Origin of the sequence: Pseudomonas sp. PAGU 2196 (genome assembly GCF_022179005.1) — a bacterium.
In the GTDB taxonomy this organism is placed as follows: domain Bacteria; phylum Pseudomonadota; class Gammaproteobacteria; order Pseudomonadales; family Pseudomonadaceae; genus Aquipseudomonas; species Aquipseudomonas kermanshahensis.
The window spans coordinates 100,646-123,285 of the sequence record NZ_BNTL01000020.1; the positions used below are offsets into that span (position 1 = coordinate 100,646).

General features: G+C 62.9%; 10 protein-coding genes and 1 pseudogene. 7 read left to right on the plus strand and 4 right to left on the minus strand.

Translation table 11 applies throughout. From position 1 onward, the window contains the following. Nucleotides 1-7: 7 nt before the first annotated feature. A complete protein-coding gene (locus MFF34_RS18015) occupies nucleotides 8-5,665 on the minus strand; it encodes an NEL domain-containing protein (protein ID WP_238215639.1) in 5,658 nt (1,885 codons plus the stop codon). Between the two features lie 94 nt (nucleotides 5,666-5,759). Then, nucleotides 5,760-11,324 carry a dermonecrotic toxin domain-containing protein gene (locus MFF34_RS18020; protein ID WP_238215641.1) on the minus strand — a complete coding sequence of 1,855 codons (5,565 nt, stop codon included), beginning with the start codon at nucleotides 11,322-11,324 and terminating at the stop codon, nucleotides 5,760-5,762. 206 nt (nucleotides 11,325-11,530) lie between these two features. On the opposite strand from MFF34_RS18020, the gene pip reads away from it, so the two are divergent. The 7 genes from pip to MFF34_RS18055 all read left to right on the plus strand — a co-directional run bounded on the left by pip (nucleotide 11,531) and on the right by MFF34_RS18055 (nucleotide 20,328). Continuing rightward, nucleotides 11,531-12,502 (plus strand): prolyl aminopeptidase, encoded by a 972-nt coding sequence (pip, locus tag MFF34_RS18025; protein WP_027592401.1) that lies wholly within the window; start codon nucleotides 11,531-11,533, stop codon nucleotides 12,500-12,502. Further along, complete coding sequence (gene dtd, locus MFF34_RS18030; protein ID WP_186677192.1) at nucleotides 12,499-12,936, plus strand: D-aminoacyl-tRNA deacylase; 438 nt, start codon at nucleotides 12,499-12,501, stop codon at nucleotides 12,934-12,936. The genes pip and dtd overlap by 4 nt, the downstream gene beginning before the upstream one ends. A 262-nt stretch (nucleotides 12,937-13,198) precedes the next feature. Then, nucleotides 13,199-14,923: a glucan biosynthesis protein G gene (locus MFF34_RS18035; protein ID WP_216642083.1), complete on the plus strand. Its 1,725-nt coding sequence runs from the start codon at nucleotides 13,199-13,201 to the stop codon at nucleotides 14,921-14,923. Next, a complete protein-coding gene (gene mdoH, locus MFF34_RS18040; protein ID WP_238215643.1) occupies nucleotides 14,916-17,489 on the plus strand; it encodes a glucans biosynthesis glucosyltransferase MdoH in 2,574 nt (857 codons plus the stop codon). The genes MFF34_RS18035 and mdoH overlap by 8 nt, the downstream gene beginning before the upstream one ends. A 273-nt stretch (nucleotides 17,490-17,762) precedes the next feature. Then, a complete protein-coding gene (locus MFF34_RS18045; protein WP_027592405.1) occupies nucleotides 17,763-18,560 on the plus strand; it encodes a transporter substrate-binding domain-containing protein in 798 nt (265 codons plus the stop codon). 78 nt (nucleotides 18,561-18,638) lie between these two features. Continuing rightward, nucleotides 18,639-19,601, plus strand: a complete 963-nt coding sequence (locus MFF34_RS18050) for an amino acid ABC transporter permease (protein WP_027592406.1) — start codon at nucleotides 18,639-18,641, stop codon at nucleotides 19,599-19,601. Continuing rightward, nucleotides 19,594-20,328: an amino acid ABC transporter ATP-binding protein gene (locus MFF34_RS18055; RefSeq protein ID WP_027592407.1), complete on the plus strand. Its 735-nt coding sequence runs from the start codon at nucleotides 19,594-19,596 to the stop codon at nucleotides 20,326-20,328. Before MFF34_RS18050 ends, MFF34_RS18055 begins: the two co-directional genes overlap by 8 nt. A 128-nt stretch (nucleotides 20,329-20,456) precedes the next feature. Here the strand turns inward: MFF34_RS18055 and MFF34_RS28340 are convergent, their stop codons facing one another. Together MFF34_RS28340 and MFF34_RS28345 are read right to left on the minus strand one after the other, a co-directional pair. Next, nucleotides 20,457-21,350 (minus strand): methyl-accepting chemotaxis protein, encoded by an 894-nt coding sequence (locus MFF34_RS28340; RefSeq protein ID WP_371097099.1) that lies wholly within the window; start codon nucleotides 21,348-21,350, stop codon nucleotides 20,457-20,459. Between the two features lie 9 nt (nucleotides 21,351-21,359). Next, nucleotides 21,360-22,400: pseudogene (locus tag MFF34_RS28345) on the minus strand (methyl-accepting chemotaxis protein); the annotation flags it as partial. Between the last annotated feature and the right edge of the window lie 240 nt (nucleotides 22,401-22,640).

Here is a 22,640-nt window from a genome sequence, read left to right on the forward strand (position 1 = left end):
ACAGTCGTCAAGCGTACCTGTTGCTTTCGGTGATGGTCAGTTCGCGTATCAGGTTGGCGACCTTCTGTTCGTATTCGAGCTTCAGGCGTTCGAACAGCGGCGCCAGTGCTTCCAGGGTCGGGCTGGCACCGCCGGGCTCCCGTGTTTCATCTGGCGCATCCAGCACGCGCTGTTGGTAGGCTTGCGCCAATACGGCGAAACGCTCCGCATAGGTTTCCCGCAGGTAGTCGACCCAGGCATCCTGCCGGGCGGCAAATGTCAGGAACGGGTCGCCACTTTCATCTGCAAGTACCTGCGTGCGAGCAGCATCCAGCTCTGCGGGACTGACGTTGGCGCAGGCCTGATAGAGCATTTTCTTGGGTGCCAGCGGCAGTTCCAAAGCCTCTGCCAGGTTCAGCTTGTAGGCCATGCGCACTTCGGCCTCGTCCCTGGTACCGGCCCGTTCGCGGGCGATGGTTTCGACGGCCTCCAGCCGATAGAGGCGCAATACCAGCCGATACAGCGCCTGGCCGCGAGACTGCTCGGGCAGCGCCTTGAGTGCCTGTTCGGTGAAGACCTTGATCTCCATTTGGTTGAACACCAGCCAGGCGCCGTCGTGGCAGGTCTGGTATAGCCCTTGACCATTGCGCTCGACGCCCGCGTGGGCCATGCCGTTGAACAGTGCACGTTCCTCGGCGCTGTTGCCGGCGACCTCCAGAATGCGCCAGACGCGCGCGACGAAATCGGCACGGGTGCCTAGCGTGCGGTATGAGGCCGTGTGCGCCAGGCGGCCTACTAGCTCGAGCAATGCCGGCGCTTCGCCGCCCTGCTGCAGCGTCTCCCACACCGTGCGGTGCGCTTCGTTTTCCTCCACTCTTGCCATGAGCCAGTCATCGACGTCGGGGGCATCCATTTCAGGTTCCAGGGCGGGGCTGTGGGCATGGCCATGGTCGCCGGAACCGACGCTGTCATCATCGTCGCTGTCATCGGACTCGCTGTCCGAGTCGTGACGTTCGCGCCAATGCTCCTGAAGAATTTCGTCGGGCAGGTCCATCAGAAAACTGTACGACCTGTTGCGCGCTTCAGAGCCATGGGCGCGGGACATCGTGAAATCGCTTAGCGGGTTGCCACGCAGGGATATTTCCGTGTGCGCATGGTCATTGCGCGGGTTGTACAGGATGTTGTCCGGCAGGTTGACGATCTGGTTGTCGTCGAGGTCCAGAATGTCCAAGGGCAGAAGGGTTTCTACCCACTCTGGCCACGTTTGCAGGCCGGTGTTTGCCAAGGTGAGCCGGGTCAGGTGATTGCCCAGCGTGCGCAGATTCTCATTGTCGAAAGAAGCGGCCAGGCGGTTGCCTTCCAGATTGAGCGATTGCAACTGGGGCATGCGCGCGAACATTGCCATGGCGTCGTCATCGATCTGACCGCCCTCTACACGTATTGTCAGGTGGTGTAGATTCGGTAAGGACGCTAGCAAGTTGGGAAGCGCGCCAGTCGGTTCAACGTGGCCATCGAGGGTGAGTGCCTCCAGCTGTGTGAAGTGCCCCAGGAGCCTATCGAGCTGCTCGCGGGTGGCGGTCATGCGCAGCAGCTGTAGTTCGCGCACGCGGGCGTACAGGTGCGGCGGCAATTGCGGTGGGAAGTTATCCAGCGAAATGTCGGTTAATTGCAATGGGCCCGTGGTCCCAAGGAAGTCAGTGCGCATGAACGCAAGCCATGCCTCGCCGATTTGCCTTCTGGCTGCGGTTGCCTGTTCGCTCAAGGGGTTGGACGAGCTTGAGGCATTGGCCCAGTTGTCGAAGATGGCCCGCACCTGCTGTTGATCTCGCCGGTAGGCCTGGGCACTTTGCTGAATGCTGGGAGGGGTGTCGAATGCCAGTTCGAACTGCCTGGCCTCGGGGGCCTGATCTGCCAACAGCGTCAGGATAGCTCGACGCGACAGCAGGTTGCCTTGCAAGGATATGCGCCCACGTGGCTGCGCAGTTCGTGGTGCAAGGGCGAGTTCGTCGGGCACGCTGGTCAGCGCGTTGTCACGCAGGGAGAGATGATCGATCGTGGTGAGCGACTGGCTGTTGAGCCAGGCAGGCCAACCCTCCAGCCCCGTGCGGTCGAGCCCGAGATAACCTAAACGGACATTGCCGATGTCCGGCGTGTCCTCGAAGTAGTTGATCGGGCTGCCACTCAGGTCAAGCACCTCCAGGTTCGGGAAGCGGTCACTCAACCCTGCCATGTAACCGCCACTCAGGCCCAGTTGCAGGTCGTGCAGCCGCAATTCGCGCAGTGTCGCAAATGCTTGCCGGGGTTGCAGGTTCAAGGTGCTGTAGGTGAGCCCTTGAGGGCTGCTGACTTCCAGGGATGTGAGGTGCCGCAAGCGTTGCAGGAAGTTGTCTACCGCCTGCAGTTCAGGGCCGATGTTTGCGCCCAGGGTGTGTGAGTTCAGAAGGCCCGTGCCTTGGTAGTCAACCAAGTGCAAACGCACGATGCGTTGCTCGAGAAAGGCGGGCAGCTGTGCGGGATAGTCGATCAGCAGGATGCGATCCAGGCGCAGCGTGGCAGCGCCCCGCCCAATTTCCGGTAGGTGGGTGGCCTGCCAATGCTGCCATAGCGCGTCCTGAATGCGGGTTCGGCTGTCCAGACGCCTGTGCAGGTCGGGCAGATCAAGGGCCGCGTCGCTCCAGGCTGTCAAGCTCTGGTCCAGGGCATCACGTTCGGCCATCAGCTCACTCAAGCGCTCGCTGATCTGCACGCGTGACAGCCCTGCGCCTTCCAGGGCGGCCAGTACCGCTTCGGCGCTCTGCGTGTCTTGCTCAAGCGCCAGCAGCCGAATCAAATACAGCAGGTCTTCCCTCAAGACCGTGCTGGCGAGCGCGCCGCGGCCGCTCAATGGGTAGCCCACTCGTCCATCGGCAAGGCGCATGGGCGAGTTTGCGCCTGGTTTGGCCGGTTGCATGTGGAGCACCTTGCGCAACTCGGGCCGTGGCAGTAACGGTAATTGCTGCACGCGCTGCTTGAGCGCGGGGCCTTCCCAGGTATTGGGAAAGCCCAGCGCTGCCCGGTTCGCGTCAGGCAATGCATGCAAGATGGCCGAGTAGATCGTGTCGCGCCCATGCAGTTCGTGTCCTTCGCCATCGTAGGTGTGGTAGCCATCGGCGTGTTGAGTCAGCACTTTGCGAACAGGCCCGTCTGGCGCGCCTACCTGGTCGATCAAGGGGCCAGTGAACCTGCCTTGGCGTAACTCGATGCGTATTTCGTCAGCCCAGCCAGGCAAGCGCGCCACACTGTGCAAAACAAGCCTGTCGGTGTCCGGGTTGTTCACATTGTCGAGGTAGAGCCCCTCGTAGGCGCGCGCCAGGCGTACCTGCTGTTGGTAGGTATGGATTTCCTGAGCCAGACGCAACGGGACCTTGCCCGCCAGCAACTGCTCCAGCTCCGCTGGGCTGGCATGGCGCGCCAACTCGTCCGCGATACCAATGGGCAGCGCGGGGTAGCGGCGGGTAATGGTCTGGGTGCTGGGGGCCTGATCGACGGGCGGTGTCTGGTAGCGCGCTTGAAAGGCAGTGATGCGTGTGTGCGCGTCTGTGCCGGCCAAGTCCTGTGACACCTCATGGTCCAGCCTGAAGCGGCGCAGGGTGTCTTCCAGCAATGCTGGCGGGCGCTGGTTTTCGGTCAGGACCTGGCGCAGGACGGATTCATGGGTATCGCTGACGGCAAGGATGCGTCGGGTGGTTTCTTCAGAGAACCCGCTGGCCGAAGGCCCCAAGCGTCGGAACAGCGTGTGACCCTGCCATTGGCGCGGGCGCTCGAACTCATGCTGCCAGGCACCGGCTTCGTTGTGGCGCAACAGGGGCTCGTAGCTGATGGCTTTGGTCGGGTGCTCGATGCGCTGTTGGGGTGGGTTGCCTAGCGAGGTCTTGACTGAATAGACGCGGTCTTCCAGCGCCAGCCAAGTCTTGCCCTGGTAGTGATAGAGGCCGAACGCGTCAGGCTTTAGCCCAGCGGGCAACAGGATGTCATGGGCAAAGGGCGTGATATCGGGTTTGATCAGGCGTGTCTTGCCATTGGCCAAGGTGACGCTTTGTAGCTCTTCGATGAACGATGGAGTTTCGACCGGTATTCGCTCGATGGCGGGCGTGGTGCCAGCCCCGGCACCAGCGGCGCCGAGTGCGGCGAACAAGGCGACGTTCTCGACCACGTCCATGAGGTAACCAAAGGCCTGTTCACGCTCGCCACGGCTCCAGCTTTCGATACCCTCGTAACTTCCATAGGCCAGCTGAAAGGTGGTGACAACCATCATCACCTGGCCCAGCACGGGCACGAAGAAGGCGCCGATGTTCAGTGCCTGCAGCACCCCGCCAGCGAAATACGCGAGGCGCGCTTCCAGTGCCTTTTCGTCCATCACGGCGGTGGGCACGCCATGGTATAGCGCATCCGTTCGCAGTTTTTGAACCTTGCGCAGGGTGAACTCGGTCAGGAATGACTGGCTGTAGTCGTGCATACGCACGTGCAGCTTGGCCTGCCGATCCGGGCGGCGAACCTTCAGTTGTCCGCCCTCGGCCCACACCAGCGGATAGAGGCGATCGGTAAGGGTGGCGAACAGGGCGTCGGCTTGCTCATCGGCCACCAGGCCACGGAAGAAGTCCAGGTAGCCTGGGCTGAACATTCGGTCGCGCAAGTCGCTGACGAAGTCGAGCGTGGAGGCGTATTCCTTGAGAGGGCACACCGGGTCTTCGGGAATGTAGACCGTGAAGGGGCCGTGCAGGCCGCCCTGGTCGTCCGACGGGCCGATGGCCACCACGCCGGTCAGGTCGACATCCCGCAGTTGCAGGTTACGGCTCAGCAGTGGGCTGGCGTCTTGCACAACGCGCTTGTTATCCGCAACGTCCAGCAGCAAACCATACGTGCGTTCACTGATGTGCTTTTTCATGTACGCCACGCAGGCATGCAGCTTCAGCGTCGAGCTTTCGCACCGTTTGAGCAGGCCGAGCTGATTGAAGGCTGCTGCACCCGGTGCCTGGTCGGTCGAAGAGGCGGGGTTGAAAACGGCTTCGAGGGTTTTCTGGTACTGCCCGCCCAGGTCCAGTTCCCGGCACAGTGCGGCGAACTCATGGGGGGCGATCGCCAGCGTGTGGTCCTCATTGGCGGGGTCGTAGATGACTGCTTTCATACGTCTCAGGTCCATTCCCCCAGCCTGAGTGTCACCAGCCACGAAGTTTTGCAGCGCGGCGGTCAGCAAGGGCTGGGTGGCTCGGCGCACGGCGGCGGCGGCCTCCACTGCTGGGTCCTTCGACAAGTTCGCGAAAGACCAGGGGGCGTCCGCAAGCTTGGGGTGGAACAGGACGGCCCGGCGAACGTCCACCTCCAGCCCAAAACGCTGTGTGATGGCTGCTTTGAGCAGGGGTTCGGCGAAGGCTTCGAGTGTGGTCAGTTGCCCCAAGGCGTGTTGCTTCTGGGATTCGAGCCAGCGGAAATGGGCATGCTCGGCGTGAAAGGTCGCGACGGTCTCCGGCATCTGCAGACATGCCTGTTCATACCAGTCCAACGGCTGCTGGGTAGCACTGCGCAAGGCCGCGTACTGGTGCGCCGGCAGTGCCTTGAACCAATCGGGGACGAGCCCTGTGATCAGTGAGTAGGCGGGGTTGATGGCGTCGTCGCCGACGATTCCGGCAGGGGCAGTGATGGCAGGCATGAGAGACTCCGATTGATTGGTCAGTGTCGGAGTCTGTCTTCGGGGGCTTATCGCCAAGTGGTAGTTAGTTACCTGCGGCGGTTGCCGGGTGGGGCTACTCAGTCGAGGAACGTGGCCTGCGGTCTGGGTTGGCGAACGAGGTGAGTTCGCGAATCAGGCGTGCCTCGCGCGCTTGCTTGCTTCGCTCCAGGGCCGTGAACGCCTCGGTAAGGGTATCGAGGGGCCTGTCCGGAAACTGATCCGGCAGGTCCGCTACCTGAGCCTGGTAGCTTTGCTCGATTTCAGCAAAACGACTGGCGTAGGCCTGGCGCAAATGTTGGATCCACCGAGCGTTGGCGGCCGCAAAATTCAGGAAATCCTCGCCAAGCTCGCCGCGTTGGACCTGCAGCTCGGCATGCGCCAACTCATCGATGCTGGCACTGATCGCGTAACGCAGGGTGTCTTCGGGTTGGCGCAGGTCAAGCGGGGTGTTCAGCTCGCGTCGGTAGGTGAGGCGCACCTCTGCTTCATCCCGGCGGGCAGTCTCGCTTTTGGCGATTTCATCCAGCGCCTGCAGGCGATACAGACGGCGCAGTTCCCGATAGAGGTTGCCTTCGGTATCTGCCGCATCGAACTGCAGACGCTGGTTGGCGATATACAGCTCGATATTCTGGAACACCAGCAAGGCGCCGTCGTGGCAGGTCTGGTCGCCGTTTTCCTGCAGCAATGCCTCACTGGCCTGATGGTTGAACAGCGCAAGGTCGTCCGGGTTGACCACCGCACTCACCAGCACCTTGCGCACCCGCGCGCAGAACGCCACACGGCTTTTGCCATTCTGGTAAGGGGCGGCATTGCGCAGGCGGCCTACCAGCGCCAGAAGGTTCCCGGCATTGCCCGATGCCTGGAGGGCGTCCCAGCAATCCTTCAGGGCTTCGTTTTCGACGTCCGAGGCGAGTAGCCAGTCTTGCAGGTTGGGCGCATCGGCAGCCGGGTCCAGGAAGGGTAAGTGGAAGTGGCCGGCCATCGCACCTTCTGTCGAGGACTCACTCATGCTGTCTGAAAGGTCGATGCCAAAGGTAAAGCTGTGCTGGCTATCCGAGGACGCGCGAGCGCGCATGACGGCTTCGTCGCTGAGCGGGTTGCTGAACAGCAAGATCGAGCTGATGGGGAAGTTGTTGTCGAGGTTGGCCAGGATGTGCGCAGGCAATTCGGTGAGGCGGTTTTCACTGAGGTCCAACAGCTCCAGCGGCAGCAGGCTGTCTACCCAGCTCGGCCACTGTTCCAGGGCCATGGCGTTCAGGTCAAGGCGGCGCAGTGTTTGCAGCGCTGCCGGCGCCTCTGTGATCAGCCCCATGCGGTTGCCTGTGAGGTCCAGCGAATTGAGCGTGGTCAGCCGCCCCAGCGCATTGATCACCTGCTGGTCGATCACCAGGCCAGCGTTGCGCAAGGCAATGTCAGTCAGCCCGGGCAGGCGCAGCAGGGCCGAAGGCAGTGTCTGCTCTGCCTGCTGGTAGGCATCGACAGACAGGCGCGTCACCTGCGGGAACTGGCGGAACAGCCCATCAAGCTGAGCGGTAGAGCCGCTTACCCGCTCAAGCGCAAGGTTATGCACCTGTTCGGTGAAAAATGCCGGCAACAGCCTGGGGAAATGCTCGAGCGCAATGTCGTTCAGGCGCAGGGCTGCCCGCGTCAGCCCGATCTCCTGGTAATGCCAGAACTCGTTCAACGCCGTTGCCACACGGGTCCTGGTGGCCATCACGGCCTGGCTGACCGGCGCGCTTGAGCTGGAGGCGTTCACGTAGTCGTCGATGACATTGCGTAACTGCTGGCGACGTTGCAGTTGCAGGGTCAGGCGGGCGCTGAAGGCTTCGCTGCGGTCCACCTCGAAGCGGGAGGCGCGGCCATCTTCGCTCATCATCACGCGCAGCAGGTCGTCCTCGAACAGGTTATTGCCCTGCAGTGAGAGCACGGCGTGATCAGTAAGGTTGATTCGGTTGTCCAGCAGGAAGCGTGGCAGCATCGTGATCTGATTATTGCGCAGCCCAATGTGACGTATTTGGGTCACGGCGTTGAACCCTACCCCCTCTGGCCAGTGGTCCAGCGCCAGGTTATCCAGGCCCAAGTAGTCCAATGACAGTTCGTTGAAACGCGGCGGATACTGCTCGGACAAGCGGTTGCCGCTCAGGTCCAGCCGACGCAGCTGAGTGAGCCCGGCTAGGCTGTCGATGTCGGTCGAGGACAGCGAGAGGTTCTGATGGGTCAGGCTCAGCGATTCGAGCGCGGGCAGGTGCTGGGCAATCACTGGCAGGCTGAACTGAAACGGCGAAGGCAAGGCATCAGGCCGGTAGGCGCGGCTGATCTCCAGCGACCGCAGGTTTGCGAACTGCCGCAGCAGGCCATTGAGGTGGGGGGCGTGATGGCTCCAGCCAGCAAAGTGTTCGGGGGCTGTTTCGATCAGTTGTAGGTCAGTGACGTTGGCCGTGAAGAATTCCGGCAGGTTGAGCGGGAAATCATCCAGCGACAGGCGTTCCAGGCGAAGGGGCGGCGCCATGTCGGTGGGCGTGAGGAAGGCGCGCTCGTACCAATGCTGAGCGATTGCATTCAACACCCGCTCTAAGTCATCCGGGGCCTGACGAGGCGCCAGCGCCGCTATTTGTCGCCAGTCGTCCAGCCGGCTGTGCAGCTCATCGCGTTGTTCCAGCAAGGTGTTGAGCCTGTCTTCGATCTCGGCGCGGGTGAGGGCCCTGTGCTCCAGCGCGGTGAGAATCTGCTCGGCAGGCCGGGGGTTGGGGGCGTGTTGGCCTATCTGCCGAATCGAGCTAAGCAAGGTGTGCCGTGAAATGCTCGCGGCGCGGGGGCGCATGCCGCCTAGGGGGTAGCCCAGCCGACCATCGGCCAGGCGCAGTGGCGAGCGGAAGCCTGGGCGCACGGCTTGCATGCCGAGCAGCTTGCGCAGGGCTGAACGTGACATCGGCGGCGCCTGTTGAACCAACTGCCTGAGGCCTTGCTCGTCGACGATACCCAGCGCTTCGCGTTGAGCGGCAGTCAGAACCTCGAACAGCGCGCCGTACAGGGCGTTGTGCGCGACCACCACTGCATCCTGGTGGTCATTGCCCAGCACGATATAGCCTGCTCTGGCGCTGACGATCGTGGTGCTGCCTGGCCCGTCCGGCGGCCCGATACGCGTGAGCTGGCTGGGCGAGTGCTGGCGCTGTTCAAGCACGAGGGTGATATCGGCTGGCCAGCCGGGCAGTTGCCCGAGCGTCTGCACGACCAGTTGATCGGTGTCCCAGTTGCGCAGGCTCTGCAGATACACCCCTTCATACGCACGCGTTAGCCGGACGTTCGCCTGATAAAGGTGGATCTCTTGTCCAATGCGCAGGGGCACTCGCCCAGCTACTAACTGTTGCAGCTCAAGCGGGTTGGCGTTGCGCAACAACTCTTGGGTGATAGTGTCGGGAAGCTGTGGATAAATGTGCTGGATCACACTGGCGCCAGGGGCCTGGGTGGCAGGTAGCTGGCGATAGCGGCTTTCGAACTCGGCACCTGGCAGGCCTGGTGCAGCGTCTGCAGGTAATTGCCCGATCTGCTGGTCCAGGTTGAAGCGGGTCAAGGTATCTTCCAGCAGCGCGGGCAGGCGCTGGCTGTCAGCGACCGACCGGCGCAACACCGCTTCGTCAATGCCGCAGGCCTGCAGGATTCGTGTCGCTGTTGCTTCATCGAACGCCGCAGAAAGGTGCCCGGCCCGCCGGAACAGCGTCAAGCCTTCCCACGCCAGGGGCCTGTCCAGCTCATGCAGCCAGGCGCCGGCGCCGTTATGCTGCAAGGCCGGTGTGTAGGCCTGGGGCCTGCGCGGGTGTTCGATCCGGTAGGCATTGCCCGGCTGGGTTTGCTTCACGGCATAGAGCTTGCCTTCCAGCATCAACCAACGCTTTCCGGCATGGCTGTACAGCCCGGTTTCATCCGGCTCAAGGCCCGCGGGCAAGGGCGTATCGTGGGTGAAGGGGGCAAGGTCGGGCTTCCACAACCGGGTGTCGCCATCCGGCAAATCGACTTCTTCGAGTTCCTCGATGTAAGAAGGGGTATCCACTTCGGGGATTTCAAGCACGGGGGCCTCTGGATTACCTGCCAGCACAGCACCGATCCCTTCCTTCACGACATAGCCCGCCGCCGCCCAGGCAGCCAGGGTAGCGGTGTTTTCCATCACATCGATCAGGTAGCGGTGGGCTTGCGCTCTGTCGTCGTTGCTCCAGCTTTCGATGCCCTCATAGACTTCGTAACCCAGCTGCGCGATGCACACCGCGAGCATCGCTTCGCCAAGGCCGGGGACGAAAAAGCCCGCGATGTTCAGCGTGGTCAGTACTTTCCCGGCGATGGCCTCTCGGTGACGCTTGGCAGACAGTAGGTCGACAGCCCAGGTGGGGACGGCCCGGAAGAGGGCGTCCTTTTCATGACGGGCCACCTTTTGTGTCACCAAGGTGCCTAGAAACGAGTACCTGGCCTTGTGCGGTATTGGTTCGAGCGTTGCCTGCGGGTCTGTGACCCGTTCATGCAGGCCGCGGGTGCTCCAGCCCATGGGGGTCAACCGGTCCTGAAGCTTTTGCAGGATCGACGGTTTGTCCCGGTCCGCCAGGCAGTTGTCCAGGTAATGGATGTCCAGTCGCAGCGCGTCGCGCAGCGCGGCTTCCAGTGCGTCGAAAGAGGCGTATTCCTTCAGCGGGGTGTGTGGGTCGTCGGGGTTGTACAGTGCGACCCTGGCGTTTTGCGAGCCACTGTCGGGCTGCAACTGCAGCACTGCCATGCCGACAATTTCGACCTCCCACAATGTCAGCAGGCTGAACGTGATTGAGCTACCCGTGTGCGGCAGAGGCGCGTCCAGCGGGGCGGCCAGCGCCGCGTCATAAAGGGCCTGGCTGATATGCCCGTGCAACCAGGCACTGTGCAGGCTTTGCCTGAACGCGGATTGCTCGGCACGGGCGAGTGTTTCGTACACGTGCAGGGCCGCATCATAGGGCCCTTGGTCGCCGGTCGGGGCCGGGTAGTAAATGTCATAGACCTGCTTGTGATAGCGCCCGCCGATATCCAAGGTACGGCACAGCTCGGCGAACGCGTGGGCGGGAATCGCCACGGTATTGGTCAACGGCACGGTGCCCATGAAGCGCAGGTGGTCCAGCACCACCGACTTTTTCAGCAAGGCCTGCGGCGCATCCATGCCGTCCACTGCGCACGCGTCAGCATCAAAATTGTGCAATGCCCATTGCAGGAGCGACCGGGTTGCCCGGTCGACGGCGTGTCGGGCATCGATTGCGTGTTCGGTCTGGATCAGCCTGGCATCGACCAGGTAGGTGCTGGACACCTCAACATCCAGGTCGAAGCGTGCCTTGATGGCTTGTGTGAGTTGCTCGCTGGCGAAGGTGTGCAGGTCTGGCAGCGAGGCGAACAGCGCCTGGACCTGCGCTGCGTGGCTGCGGTGTTGGGCATGTTCCTGAGCCAGCGCGCGTGCGATGTCTGGTTGATCCTGCAGCGCTGCTGCAAACCACGGCGGTACCTTGCCCTGCGCGTCGCGTAGCGACTGGTACACCTCGCTGGAGGCAGCCTTCAGCCATGGCGGGGTGGCTTGGCCTATCCGTGCGGCGTGCAAAGGCGTGTTGCGCGAGGGGGTAGGGGAAGACGGGTTCATGCAAGAGCCTCCAAGCTTGGGTGGGCTCGCAAGTATGTTCAGCAGGCCGGGGCCACTGAGGTAGTTATGTGTTTTTACCGGGCTGACGGGCGCCGCCATCCGCCCCGCGGGTGTGATAGGGCCAAGGATGGCAACAGGACATGCTCAAAGCGCAATTCAGGTTTATGATGCCCAACGGCAGACTTAATCCTCACACGGAGTGCGCAATGCAGACCCTCTACCCGCAGATCAAACCCTACGCCCGGCACGATCTGGCCGTGGAAGCGCCGCATGTGCTGTATGTCGACGAAAGTGGCTCGCCGGAAGGTTTGCCCGTGGTATTCATCCACGGTGGCCCGGGCGCCGGTTGCGACGCGCAGAGCCGTTGCTACTTCGACCCCAACCTGTACCGCATCATCACCTTCGACCAGCGCGGCTGTGGCCGCTCCACGCCCCACGCGAGCCTGGAGAACAACACCACCTGGCACCTGGTCGAAGACCTGGAACGCATTCGCAAGCACCTGGGCATCGACAAGTGGGTCTTGTTTGGCGGCTCGTGGGGCTCGACCCTGGCGCTGGCCTACGCCCAGACCCACCCCGAGCGGGTGCACGGCCTGATCCTGCGCGGCATCTTCCTGTGCCGCCCGCAGGAAATCCAATGGTTCTACCAGGAAGGCGCCAGCCGCCTGTTCCCCGACTACTGGCAGGACTACATTGCGCCGATCCCGCCAGAAGAGCGCGGCGACCTGGTCAAGGCCTTCCACAAGCGCCTGACCGGCAACGACCAGATCGCCCAGATGCACGCCGCCAAGGCCTGGTCCACCTGGGAAGGCCGTACGGCTACGCTGCGCCCCAACCCGTTGGTGGTCGACCGCTTCTCCGAGCCGCAGCGGGCGCTGTCGATTGCCCGCATCGAATGCCACTATTTCATGAACAATGCGTTCCTCAAGCCGGACCAGCTGATCCGCGACATGCCCAAGATCGCCCACCTGCCGGCGGTGATCGTGCACGGCCGCTACGACGTGATCTGCCCGCTGGACAACGCTTGGGCCCTGCACCAGGCCTGGCCCAACAGTGAGCTGAAAGTCATTCGCGATGCCGGCCATGCGGCCTCCGAACCCGGCATCACCGATGCCCTGGTGCGCGCCGCCGACCAGATGGCCCGGCGTTTGCTCGACCTGCCCTTGGAAGAAGCATGAAGGGGCTGTTGCAACGCGTGCGTGGCGCGCGGGTAGAGGTGGCCGGCGAGATCGTCGGCGCCGTCGATCAGGGCCTGCTGGTGCTGGTGGCCGTCGAACCTGAAGATACCCGGGAACATGCCGATAAGCTGTTGCACAAGCTGCTTAACTATCGCGTATTCAGCGACGAGCAGGGCAAGATGAACCTGTCGCTCAAGGATGTCGGGGGCGGTTTGCTGCTGGTGTCGCAGTTCACCTTGGCGGCGGACACGCGCAGCGGCATGCGGCCGGGCTTCTCGACGGCAGCACCGCCTGCCCTGGGTGCCGAGTTGTTCGACTATCTTTTAGCGCAAGCGAAGGGCCAGCACGCCGAGGTGGCGAGTGGGCGCTTCGGTGCGGACATGCAGGTGCACCTGGTCAATGATGGCCCCGTAACATTTATGTTACAAATATGAGGTCAAAAACCCCTTGTTTGTAGGAGAACAAGGGGTTTTGTACGATAAATAGTTAGTCCAGCCTGATGCGTTGTCACGCGACCTGCTGGATAATCGCGCGCTGCATGGACCTGCGTTCGCAGGTTCGTTTCACTCTGACTCGAGCATTGTCTGGATCCGTTTGGGGAATCATTACGCCCTCACGGGGTCCGAACAGTGCTCGCCAACCCGGCATTAGTCGCTGGCCGTTGGTTTCATGATCTGTTTTCGGCGAGGGTTGCTCGTGATTGTTAGTCCCCATAAAGCATCAAGAATCCCCGGCATTCGGCTACGTAAGGCCCTGATGGCCAGTGTGGCACTGGTCGGCCTGATGAACGCGGGCCAGCTGTGGGCATTCAATCTTGACGATGTTGCAGCCAAGGCAAAGGATCTGGCCGGCCAGAAGTACGAAGCACCGAAGAGCAATCTGCCTGCGGTGTTCCGCGACATGAAGTTCGCCGACTACCAGAAGATTCACTTCCTGCAGGAAAAGGCCGAGTGGGCCAAGGACAAGACCCCCTTCAAGCTGTCGTTCTACCACCAGGGCATGCACTTCGACACCCCGGTGAAAATCAACGAAGTCACCGCCACCAAGGTCGAAGAAATCAAGTACGACCCGAGCCGCTTCGAGTTCGGTGACGTGCCGCACGACCCGGAAACCACCAAGAACCTGGGCTATGCCGGTTTCCGCGTGCTTTACCCGATCAACAAGGCCGACAAGCAGGACGAGATCATGACCCTGCTTGGCGCCAGCTATTTCCGCGTGGTCGGCAAGGGCCATGTGTACGGCCTGTCGGCCCGTGGCCTGGCCATCGACACCGCGCTGCCGTCGGGCGAGGAGTTCCCGCGGTTCACCGAGTTCTGGGTCGAGAAGCCGAAGGCTACCGACAAGCACCTGGTGATCTACGCCCTACTGGACTCGCCGCGCTCCACCGGTGCCTACAAGCTGACCCTGCGTCCGGGCAGCGACACCGTGGTCGACGTCAAGTCGCGGGTCTACCTGCGTGACCACGTCAGCCGCCTGGGCATCGCGCCGCTCACCAGCATGTACCTGTTCGGCCCTAACCAGCCTTCCCGGGTCATGAACTACCGCCCGGCGCTGCACGACTCCGAAGGCCTGTCCATCCATGCCGGCAACGGCGAGTGGCTGTGGCGCCCGCTGAACAACCCGAAACACCTGGCCGTGAGCAACTTCAGCGTCGAGAACCCGCGTGGTTTCGGCCTGATGCAGCGTCATCGCGACTTCAAGGACTATGAAGACCTCGATGACAACTACCAGAAGCGCCCAAGCGCCTGGATCGAGCCAAAAGGTGACTGGGGCAAGGGCACCGTCGACCTGGTCGAAATCCCGACTGCCGACGAGACCAACGACAACATCGTGGCCTTCTGGAGCCCAGAGACCCTGCCGGAGCCAGGCAAGCCATTCGAGTACGACTACCGCCTGCATTGGACCATCCAGGAAGCCCAGTTCCAGGCCCAGGACCTGGCCTCGGTTACCCAGACCCTGCGTTCCACGGGCGACGTCAAACAGTCCAACCTGATCCGTCAGCCTGACGGCAGCGTGGCGTTCATCGTCGACTTCGCCGGTGCCAACCTGGCAGCCCTGCCGGAAGACGCCGCGGTACGTAGCCAGGTCAGCGTCGGCGACAACGCCGAGGTGGTCGAGAACAACCTGCGCTATAACCCAGAGAGCAAAGGCTGGCGCCTGACCCTGCGGTTGAAGGTCAAGGAAGCCAACAAATCGACGGAAATGCGCGCTGCGCTGGTGCGCGACGTGCCTGTCGAGCCTGCCAAGCCTGCTGCCAAGGACGCCAAGCAGGACAAGGCCGCTGCCAAGCATGCCAAGGCCGAGAAAGACGCCAAGGCCGAACAACCTGCCGCCGATGCGGCGTCCACCAACGGTACCCCGGCCACCACCGAAAAAGTGCTGACCGAGACCTGGACCTATCAGTTGCCTGCCGATGAGTAACTCAAGCGCAAGGCCGGTATCGCTTGGCGAATACCTGGCCCACCTCCCACTGAGCGATGAGCAGCGCGCGGAACTCGCCAGCTGCACCTCGTTCAGTGAGCTGCACCAACGCCTGGCGGCCAACCCGGCCGCCAACGCCGCCGAGGCCGTGCAGGCTTCGGTGGGCCCGCGGTTGACCGTGGGCAGCGCCGCCGAACTCGAAGACGCCGAAATGCTCGGCGTCGACGGCAGCGGCCGGCTGTGCCTGAAAATCGCACCGCCGATCAAGCGCACCCGTGTCGTGCCCGAGCCTTGGCGCACCAACGTGCTGATCCGCATGTGGCGCCGCATGACCGGGCGCACCAACGCGCCGCAGCCAGAGCAGCGCGAGCTGCCCAAGGCCCGCTGGCGCACGGTCGGCTCGATCCGCCGTTATATCCTGCTGACCCTGATGATCGGCCAGACCATCGTTGCCGGCTGGTACATGAAGGGCATCCTGCCGTACCAGGGCTGGTCGTTCGTCGACCTCGACGAGGTGGTCAACCAGCCGCTGTGGGATACCGTCGTGCAGGTCTGGCCGTATGCCTTGCAGACGTCCATCCTGATTCTGTTCGGCATCCTGTTCTGCTGGGTGTCGGCGGGCTTCTGGACCGCGTTGATGGGCTTCCTCGAGCTGCTTACCGGGCGCGACAAGTACCGCATTTCCGGCAGCAGTGCCGGCAATGAGCCGATCGCACCCGAGGCACGCACCGCGCTGGTCATGCCGATTTGCAACGAAGATGTGCCGCGCGTGTTCGCTGGCCTGCGGGCAACGTTCGAGTCGGTGGCCGCCAGCGGCAACCTCGACCGTTTCGACTTCTTCGTGCTCAGCGACACCAACGACACCGACATCGCCGTGGCCGAGCAACAGGCCTGGCTGGACGTGTGCCGCGAGACCAAAGGCTTTGGCCGCATCTTCTACCGCCGTCGTCGGCGCCGGGTGAAGCGCAAGAGCGGCAACCTCGACGACTTCTGCCGTCGCTGGGGTGGCGAGTACAAGTACATGGTCGTGCTCGACGCCGACAGCGTCATGAGCGGCGAGTGCCTGAGCAGCCTGGTGCGCCTGATGGAGGCCAACCCGGACGCCGGCATCATCCAGACCGCGCCGAAGGCGTCGGGCATGGACACCCTGTATGCGCGCATGCAGCAGTTCGCCACCCGCGTGTATGGCCCGCTGTTCACCGCCGGCCTGCACTTCTGGCAGCTGGGCGAGTCGCACTACTGGGGCCACAACGCGATCATCCGCATGAAGCCGTTCATCGAGCACTGCGCCTTGGCGCCGTTGCCGGGCAAGGGTGCGTTCGCCGGTGCGATCCTCTCCCACGACTTCGTCGAAGCCGCGCTGATGCGCCGTGCCGGCTGGGGCGTGTGGATTGCCTACGACCTGCCGGGCAGTTACGAAGAGCTGCCGCCGAACCTGCTCGACGAACTCAAGCGCGACCGCCGCTGGTGCCACGGCAACCTGATGAACTTCCGCCTGTTCCTGGTCAAGGGCATGCACCCGGTGCACCGTGCGGTGTTCCTCACCGGCGTGATGTCGTACTTGTCGGCGCCGTTGTGGTTCTTCTTCCTGGTGCTGTCGACGGCGCTGCTGGCGACCAACACCTTGATGGAGCCGCAGTACTTCATCGAGCCGTACCAGCTTTACCCACTGTGGCCGCAATGGCACCCGGAGAAGGCCGTCGCGCTGTTCTCCACCACCATCGTGCTGCTGTTCCTGCCCAAGCTGCTCAGCATCATCCTGATCTGGGCCAAGGGCGCGGTCGAGTTTGGCGGGCGCATCAAGGTCACCTTGTCGATGCTGATGGAGATGCTGTTCTCCATGCTGCTGGCGCCGGTGCGCATGATCTTCCACACCCGCTTCGTGCTGGCCGCGTTCCTCGGCTGGGCCGCGACCTGGAACTCGCCGCAGCGTGACGACGACTCCACGCCGTGGAGCGAGGCTGTGCGCCGCCATGGCCCGCAAACCCTGCTGGGCTTTGCCTGGGCAGCGCTGGTGGCCTGGCTGAACCCGAGCTTCCTGTGGTGGCTGGCGCCGATCGTGGGTTCGCTGGTGCTGTCGATCCCGGTGTCGGTGATTTCCAGCCGTACCCGCCTGGGCCTGGCGGCCAAGGACGAGAAGCTGTTCCTGATCCCTGAGGAATACGCCACGCCGCAAGAGCTGCTGGCAACCGACCAGTACACCCACGAAAACCGCTGGCATGCCCTGCATGACGGCTTCGTGCGGGCAGTGGTCGACCCACGGCAGAACGCCCTGGCCTGCGCCATGGCGACGGCTCGCCATGGCCAGGCAGCGCCGATCGAAGCGCTGCGTGCCGAGCGTGTGGCCAAGGCGCTGGAAGTGGGGCCGCAAGGGCTCGACCTCAGCACCCGCCTGGCCTTGCTCAGCGACCCGGTTGCCTTGTCGCGCCTGCATGAGCAGGTCTGGGCCGGGCAAAACGCGGTGTGGATCGATGTGTGGCGTGCGTCGATCGACAACGACCCGCACTCGCCGTTGTTGCCGTTGCATCCTGAGAATGAAGGCCAACCGGCACTCGTCGGCGCCTGATAGACCCCGGGGCCGCTTTGCGGCCCATTCGCGACACAAGGCCGCTCCTACAGAATATGCATTCCTCTGTAGGAGCGGCCTTGTGCCGCGAAACGAGGGCGAAGCCCTCGCCAGCAATATCCCCCGCTACTCGATTTTGGCCAACAAAGTCCCCCCCAGCTCTAGGTCCCCGGGCCGCCATGCGTTAGCATCCCTCTCCGATAGAACGCTTCGGCCGTACGGCCGTGCCAACAATAAGATTTGCTTCTTTTCTTGCTAGGGGACTTGGTGATGATCAAGAAATACCTTTCGCGACTGCTGGTCGGTGTCACCGCCCTGGTCGCGGTCTCGGCAGCCCAGGCTGGCGCCATCGAAGACGCGGTCAAGCGCGGCACCCTGAAAGTGGGCATGGACCCTACCTACATGCCGTTCCAGATGACCAACAAGCGTGGCGAGATCATCGGCTTCGAAGTCGATATCCTCAAGGCCATGGCCAAGTCCATGGGTGTCAAGCTGGAGACGGTCTCTACCGCCTATGACGGCATCATCCCAGCCCTGCTGACCAACAAGTTCGACATGATCGGCAGCGGCATGACCCTGACCCAGGAACGCAACCTGCGCCTGAACTTCAGCGAACCCTTCATCGTGGTCGGCCAGACCCTGCTGATCCGCAAGGAGCTGGCAGGCGAGATCAAGACCTACAAAGACCTGAACAACGAGAAGTACCGCATCACCTCCAAGCTCGGCACCACCGGCGAGATGGTTTCCAAAAAGCTGATCGGCAAAGCCAAGTACCACGGCTATGACAACGAGCAGGAAGCGGTGATGGACGTGGTCAACGGCAAGGCCGATGCCTTCGTCTACGATGCCCCGTACAACGTGGTAGCGGTGGAAAAGGCCGGCGCTGGCAAGCTGCTGTTCCTCGAAGAACCCTTCACCTACGAGCCACTGGCGTTCGGCCTGAAGAAGGGCGATTACGACAGCATCAACTTCATCAACAACTTCCTGCACCAGATCAAGCATGACGGGACCTACGATCGTATCCACGACAAGTGGTTCAAGAACAAGGACTGGCTGAAGGAAATGGAATAAGGCCCAGGCCACAAGCCCAGCCTTTGACCCCAACGCGCAGGCAAACCCTGCGCGTTCGCATTTACGGAAGTACCCCACGTGATCAAACACAAGAAAGCCCAGTGGCCCTGGCACGCGCTGACCGCGCTGGTGTTGGTGGGCCTGGCGGTCAGCCTGTACCTGGCCACCTCGATGATGTCTTACGAGTGGCGCTGGAACCGCGTCCCGCAGTACTTTGCCTACCAGGCCGAAGAAGCCCAGCGCGCGGCCGGCTACGGCACCGTGCAGGACATCGTCGTTTCCGGTGACACTGCCCGCGTAACGCTGAAGGAAGAAGGGGGCGCCGAGCAGGTGCTCGACGTCGACAGCAATAGCCTGCTGCTGAGCCGTGGCGATGATGTTGCCGAGGGCGACCAGATCGGCGTGACCCGCCATTGGGCGGCAGGCCCGTTGGCGTGGGGCCTGTGGACCACCTTGTGGCTGTCGGTGGTGTCCGGTGCCCTGGGCCTGGTGATCGGCCTGTTCGCGGGCCTGTGCCGGCTGTCGAACAACCCGACCCTGCGTGACCTGTCGACCGTTTACGTCGAACTGGTGCGCGGCACACCGCTGCTGGTGCAGATTTTCATCTTCTACTTCTTCATCGGCACTGTGCTCAACCTGTCCCGCGAGTTCGCCGGGGTGGCTGCGCTGGCGCTGTTCACCGGCGCCTATGTCGCCGAGATCGTGCGTGCTGGCGTGCAGTCCATTGCCCGCGGCCAGAACGAGGCGGCCCGTTCGCTGGGCTTGAATGCCAGCCAGTCGATGCGCCACGTGATCCTGCCCCAGGCCTTCAAGCGTGTGCTGCCGCCCTTGGCTGGCCAGTTCATCAGCCTGGTCAAGGACACTTCGCTGGTGTCGGTAATTGCCATCACCGAACTGACCAAGAGCGGCCGCGAGGCCATCACCACCTCGTTCTCGACGTTCGAGATCTGGTTCTGCGTGGCAGGCTTGTACCTGCTGATCAACCTGCCGCTGTCGCATTTGGCCAGCCGGCTCGAGCGGAGGCTTGCGCAAAGTGATTGAAGTCCGTGATCTGGTAAAAGTCTTCGACACCCGCGGCCACGTTGTGCGTGCGGTGGACAACGTCACCACGCGTGTGGCCAAGGCCGAAGTGGTGGTGGTGCTTGGCCCCTCGGGGTCGGGCAAGTCGACCTTCCTGCGCTGCCTCAACGGCCTGGAGCATTTCGACGAAGGCGTTGTCGCCATCGACGGCTTGCAACTGGCCGACCCGAAGACCGACATCAACGCCTACCGCCGCGAAGTCGGCATGGTGTTCCAGCATTTCAACCTGTTCCCGCACATGACCGTGCTGGAAAACCTGTGCCTGGCGCAAAAAGTCGTGCGCAAGCGCGGCAAGGCCGAGCGCGAGGCCAAGGCCCGTGCGCTGCTGGAGAAAGTGGGTATATCGCAGAAAGCCAACGAGTACCCGTCGCGCCTCTCTGGCGGCCAGCAGCAGCGGGTGGCGATCGCCCGCGCCTTGGCGATGGAGCCGAAGGTGATGTTGTTCGACGAGCCGACCTCGGCGCTCGACCCGGAAATGGTCGGTGAAGTGCTGGACGTGATGAAGACCCTGGCCCAGGAAGGCATGACCATGGTTTGCGTCACTCACGAAATGGGCTTTGCCCGTGAAGTGGCGGACCGGGTGCTGTTCTTCGATCACGGCAAGTTGCTGGAAGATGCCTCGCCGGCGCAGTTCTTCGATGCACCGAAGGACCCGCGGGCGCAGGCGTTTCTGCGGCAGGTACTGTGACGACAGCCCTGTAGGAGCAGCCTTGTGCTGCGAAGAGGCCGGTAAGCGCTGCGAAGATCACGGGTAGTCTACCGGCCTCTTCGCAGCACAAGGCTGCTCCTACATGGGGCGCATGAACACAAGCAGTATTAAAGGCTGAACCGCCCCACCATCCCCCGCAACTGCCGCCCCAACTGCTCCAGCTCCCCGCTCGACGCCGCCGTCTGTTCACTGGCCGCGCTGGTCTGGTCCGACACATCGCGCACATTAAGCACACTGCGGTTGATTTGCTCGGCCACCACGCTTTGCTCTTCACTGGCCGTGGCGATCTGTTGGTTCATGCCCTGAATACTCGACACCGTGTCGGTGATCTGCCCCAGCGCATGCCCGGCCTTGCGGCTCAGCTCCACGCTCTGCTCGGTCAGGCTCTTGCTGCTGTCCAGTAAACGGTTCACTTCGTCAGTACCGCTGTGCAGGCTGTCGATCAGCTGCCCAATCTCTTCGGTTGCCGTAGAGGTACGCTGGGCCAAACCCCGCACCTCATCGGCCACCACGGCAAAGCCACGCCCGGCTTCACCGGCCCGTGCCGCTTCGATCGCCGCGTTCAAGGCAAGCAGGTTGGTCTGTTCGGACACCGACTTGATCACATCGAGGATGCTGCCAATGCGTTGGCTCTCGCCCGCCAGGTGCTGCATGGCCGCCAGGCAATGGTCCATCTGCCCGGCCAGTTGCTCGATGCGGCCGATGGCTTCGGCCACCACCTGATCGCCCATCTGCGCCTGCTGGTCGGCGTTGGTCGCGGCCATGGAGGCCTGCTCGGCATTTTGCGCGACTTCCTGCACGGTCGCGCTCATCTGGTTCATGGCGGTGGCGACCTGGTCGGTTTCTTCACGTTGCTGGCTGATGCGCAGCTTGGTGTCTTCGCTGCTGGCCGCCAGCTGTGAGGCGGCCTGCGACAGGTGGCCGACGCCCTGGTCGATGCCGCCGATCAGCTCGCGCAGGCTCACGGTCATGTCGCGCATGCTGGACTGCAACTGGCCCATCTCGTCGCGGCGCAGCACCGGCTCGACCTGGCTCAGGTCGCCCTTGGCGATACGGGCGGCCAAGGTCAGCGTCTGGCGCAGCGGTTGGGTGATCTGCAAGGTGATCAGCCAGGCGGCGAGCACGCCGACCACCAGCGCCAGTACGGCCACGCTGGTCAGCAACGAGCGGGCAGCCAGGGCCTCGCTGTCGCGTTGTTCGATTTTGCGCTCGCCCAGCTCCACGCTGACGGCGCTGAGGTCATCGCCCATTTTCTCCAGGTTGCCTTGCAGCTGCTCGACCCGTACGGCGACGTTGCGGTACTGGTCCAGGCTGGCACGGTAGTTGGCCAGTTCGGTGCCGGGTTGTTCGGTCAAGGTGCGCGACAGGCCCAAGGGCGCAAGGTCCTTGAGCAACTGCCCCAGGCTGCTGTCGGCGGCATTCAGGGCGGCATCACCGACCTTGGCGAAGTCCTCGACGGGCGAGAAGGTATAGGCCGGCACCAGGCTCTGCTGGTTGGCAACGTCGACGTGACGGCTAAGGGTGTCCATCAGGCCCAATAGGCCGCTTTGCCGGCTATCGTCGGGCATCTTCAGCAAAGCCTGGGTCTGCAGCTCATCGATGACGTCGTTGAGTTTCTGTTCCTGCGCCTGCATCGCGTCGCGCCGCGCTTGGCGTTGGCCGACCAGGCGTTGCAGTTCAGCGAAGTCGTCGCGCACACGCTGCAGCAACTGCAGTTTCTGGGTGAGCATCTGGCGTGAGTCATCGACGGTGCTGCGCTGCTGCAGGGTGCTCAGCATGCCTTCCAGCTGATCGAGGATGCGCACGATACGCGACTTGCTGGCGTCATCACTGAGCACGCGGTAGGTGATGCGCTCTGCGCGAAGGTCTTTGACCAGGTCGTTGATCAGGCCGATTTCGCTGAGTTGTTCCGAACGGCTGATGGCGCCATCCAGCGCGCGCCAACCGCTGAGGGTGGTGGCCAGGGTAAGCAGCAAGACCACGGCGAAGCCGAGGGCGAGCTTGGCGCCGACACCGATGTTGCCGAGCCTGCGGTTAAGGTAACCGAGCATGGTGAGTCTCCGTCCATTTGAGAGAGGTCGTGCGGGCACAATGCCGGCATGACACTCCTGCCCATCGGCAGCGGAGGTGTAGGACTTGACCTGAAAATCAGGTAGGAAATTTCGCTGTAGCTGGTAGGAAGGCTCTGCCTGTGCCGGCCTCTTCGCGGGTAAACCCGCTCCCACAGGGGTGGCGCTTTACCTGTAGGAGCGGGTTTACCCGCGAAGAGGACGGCACAGGCGCCGAAAATC

Excerpts from the sequence above, each read along its gene's own strand:
- MFF34_RS18015 (WP_238215639.1), bottom strand. The coding sequence starts at position 5,665 with ATGCCTGCCATCACTGCCCCTGCCGGAATCGTCGGCGACGACGCCATC.
- MFF34_RS18020 (WP_238215641.1), bottom strand. The coding sequence starts at position 11,324 with ATGAACCCGTCTTCCCCTACCCCCTCGCGCAACACGCCTTTGCACGCC.
- pip (WP_027592401.1), top strand. The coding sequence starts at position 11,531 with ATGCAGACCCTCTACCCGCAGATCAAACCCTACGCCCGGCACGATCTG.
- dtd (WP_186677192.1), top strand. The coding sequence starts at position 12,499 with ATGAAGGGGCTGTTGCAACGCGTGCGTGGCGCGCGGGTAGAGGTGGCC.
- mdoH (WP_238215643.1), top strand. The coding sequence starts at position 14,916 with ATGAGTAACTCAAGCGCAAGGCCGGTATCGCTTGGCGAATACCTGGCC.
- MFF34_RS28340 (WP_371097099.1), bottom strand. The coding sequence starts at position 21,350 with ATGGGCCAGTTGCAGTCCAGCATGCGCGACATGACCGTGAGCCTGCGC.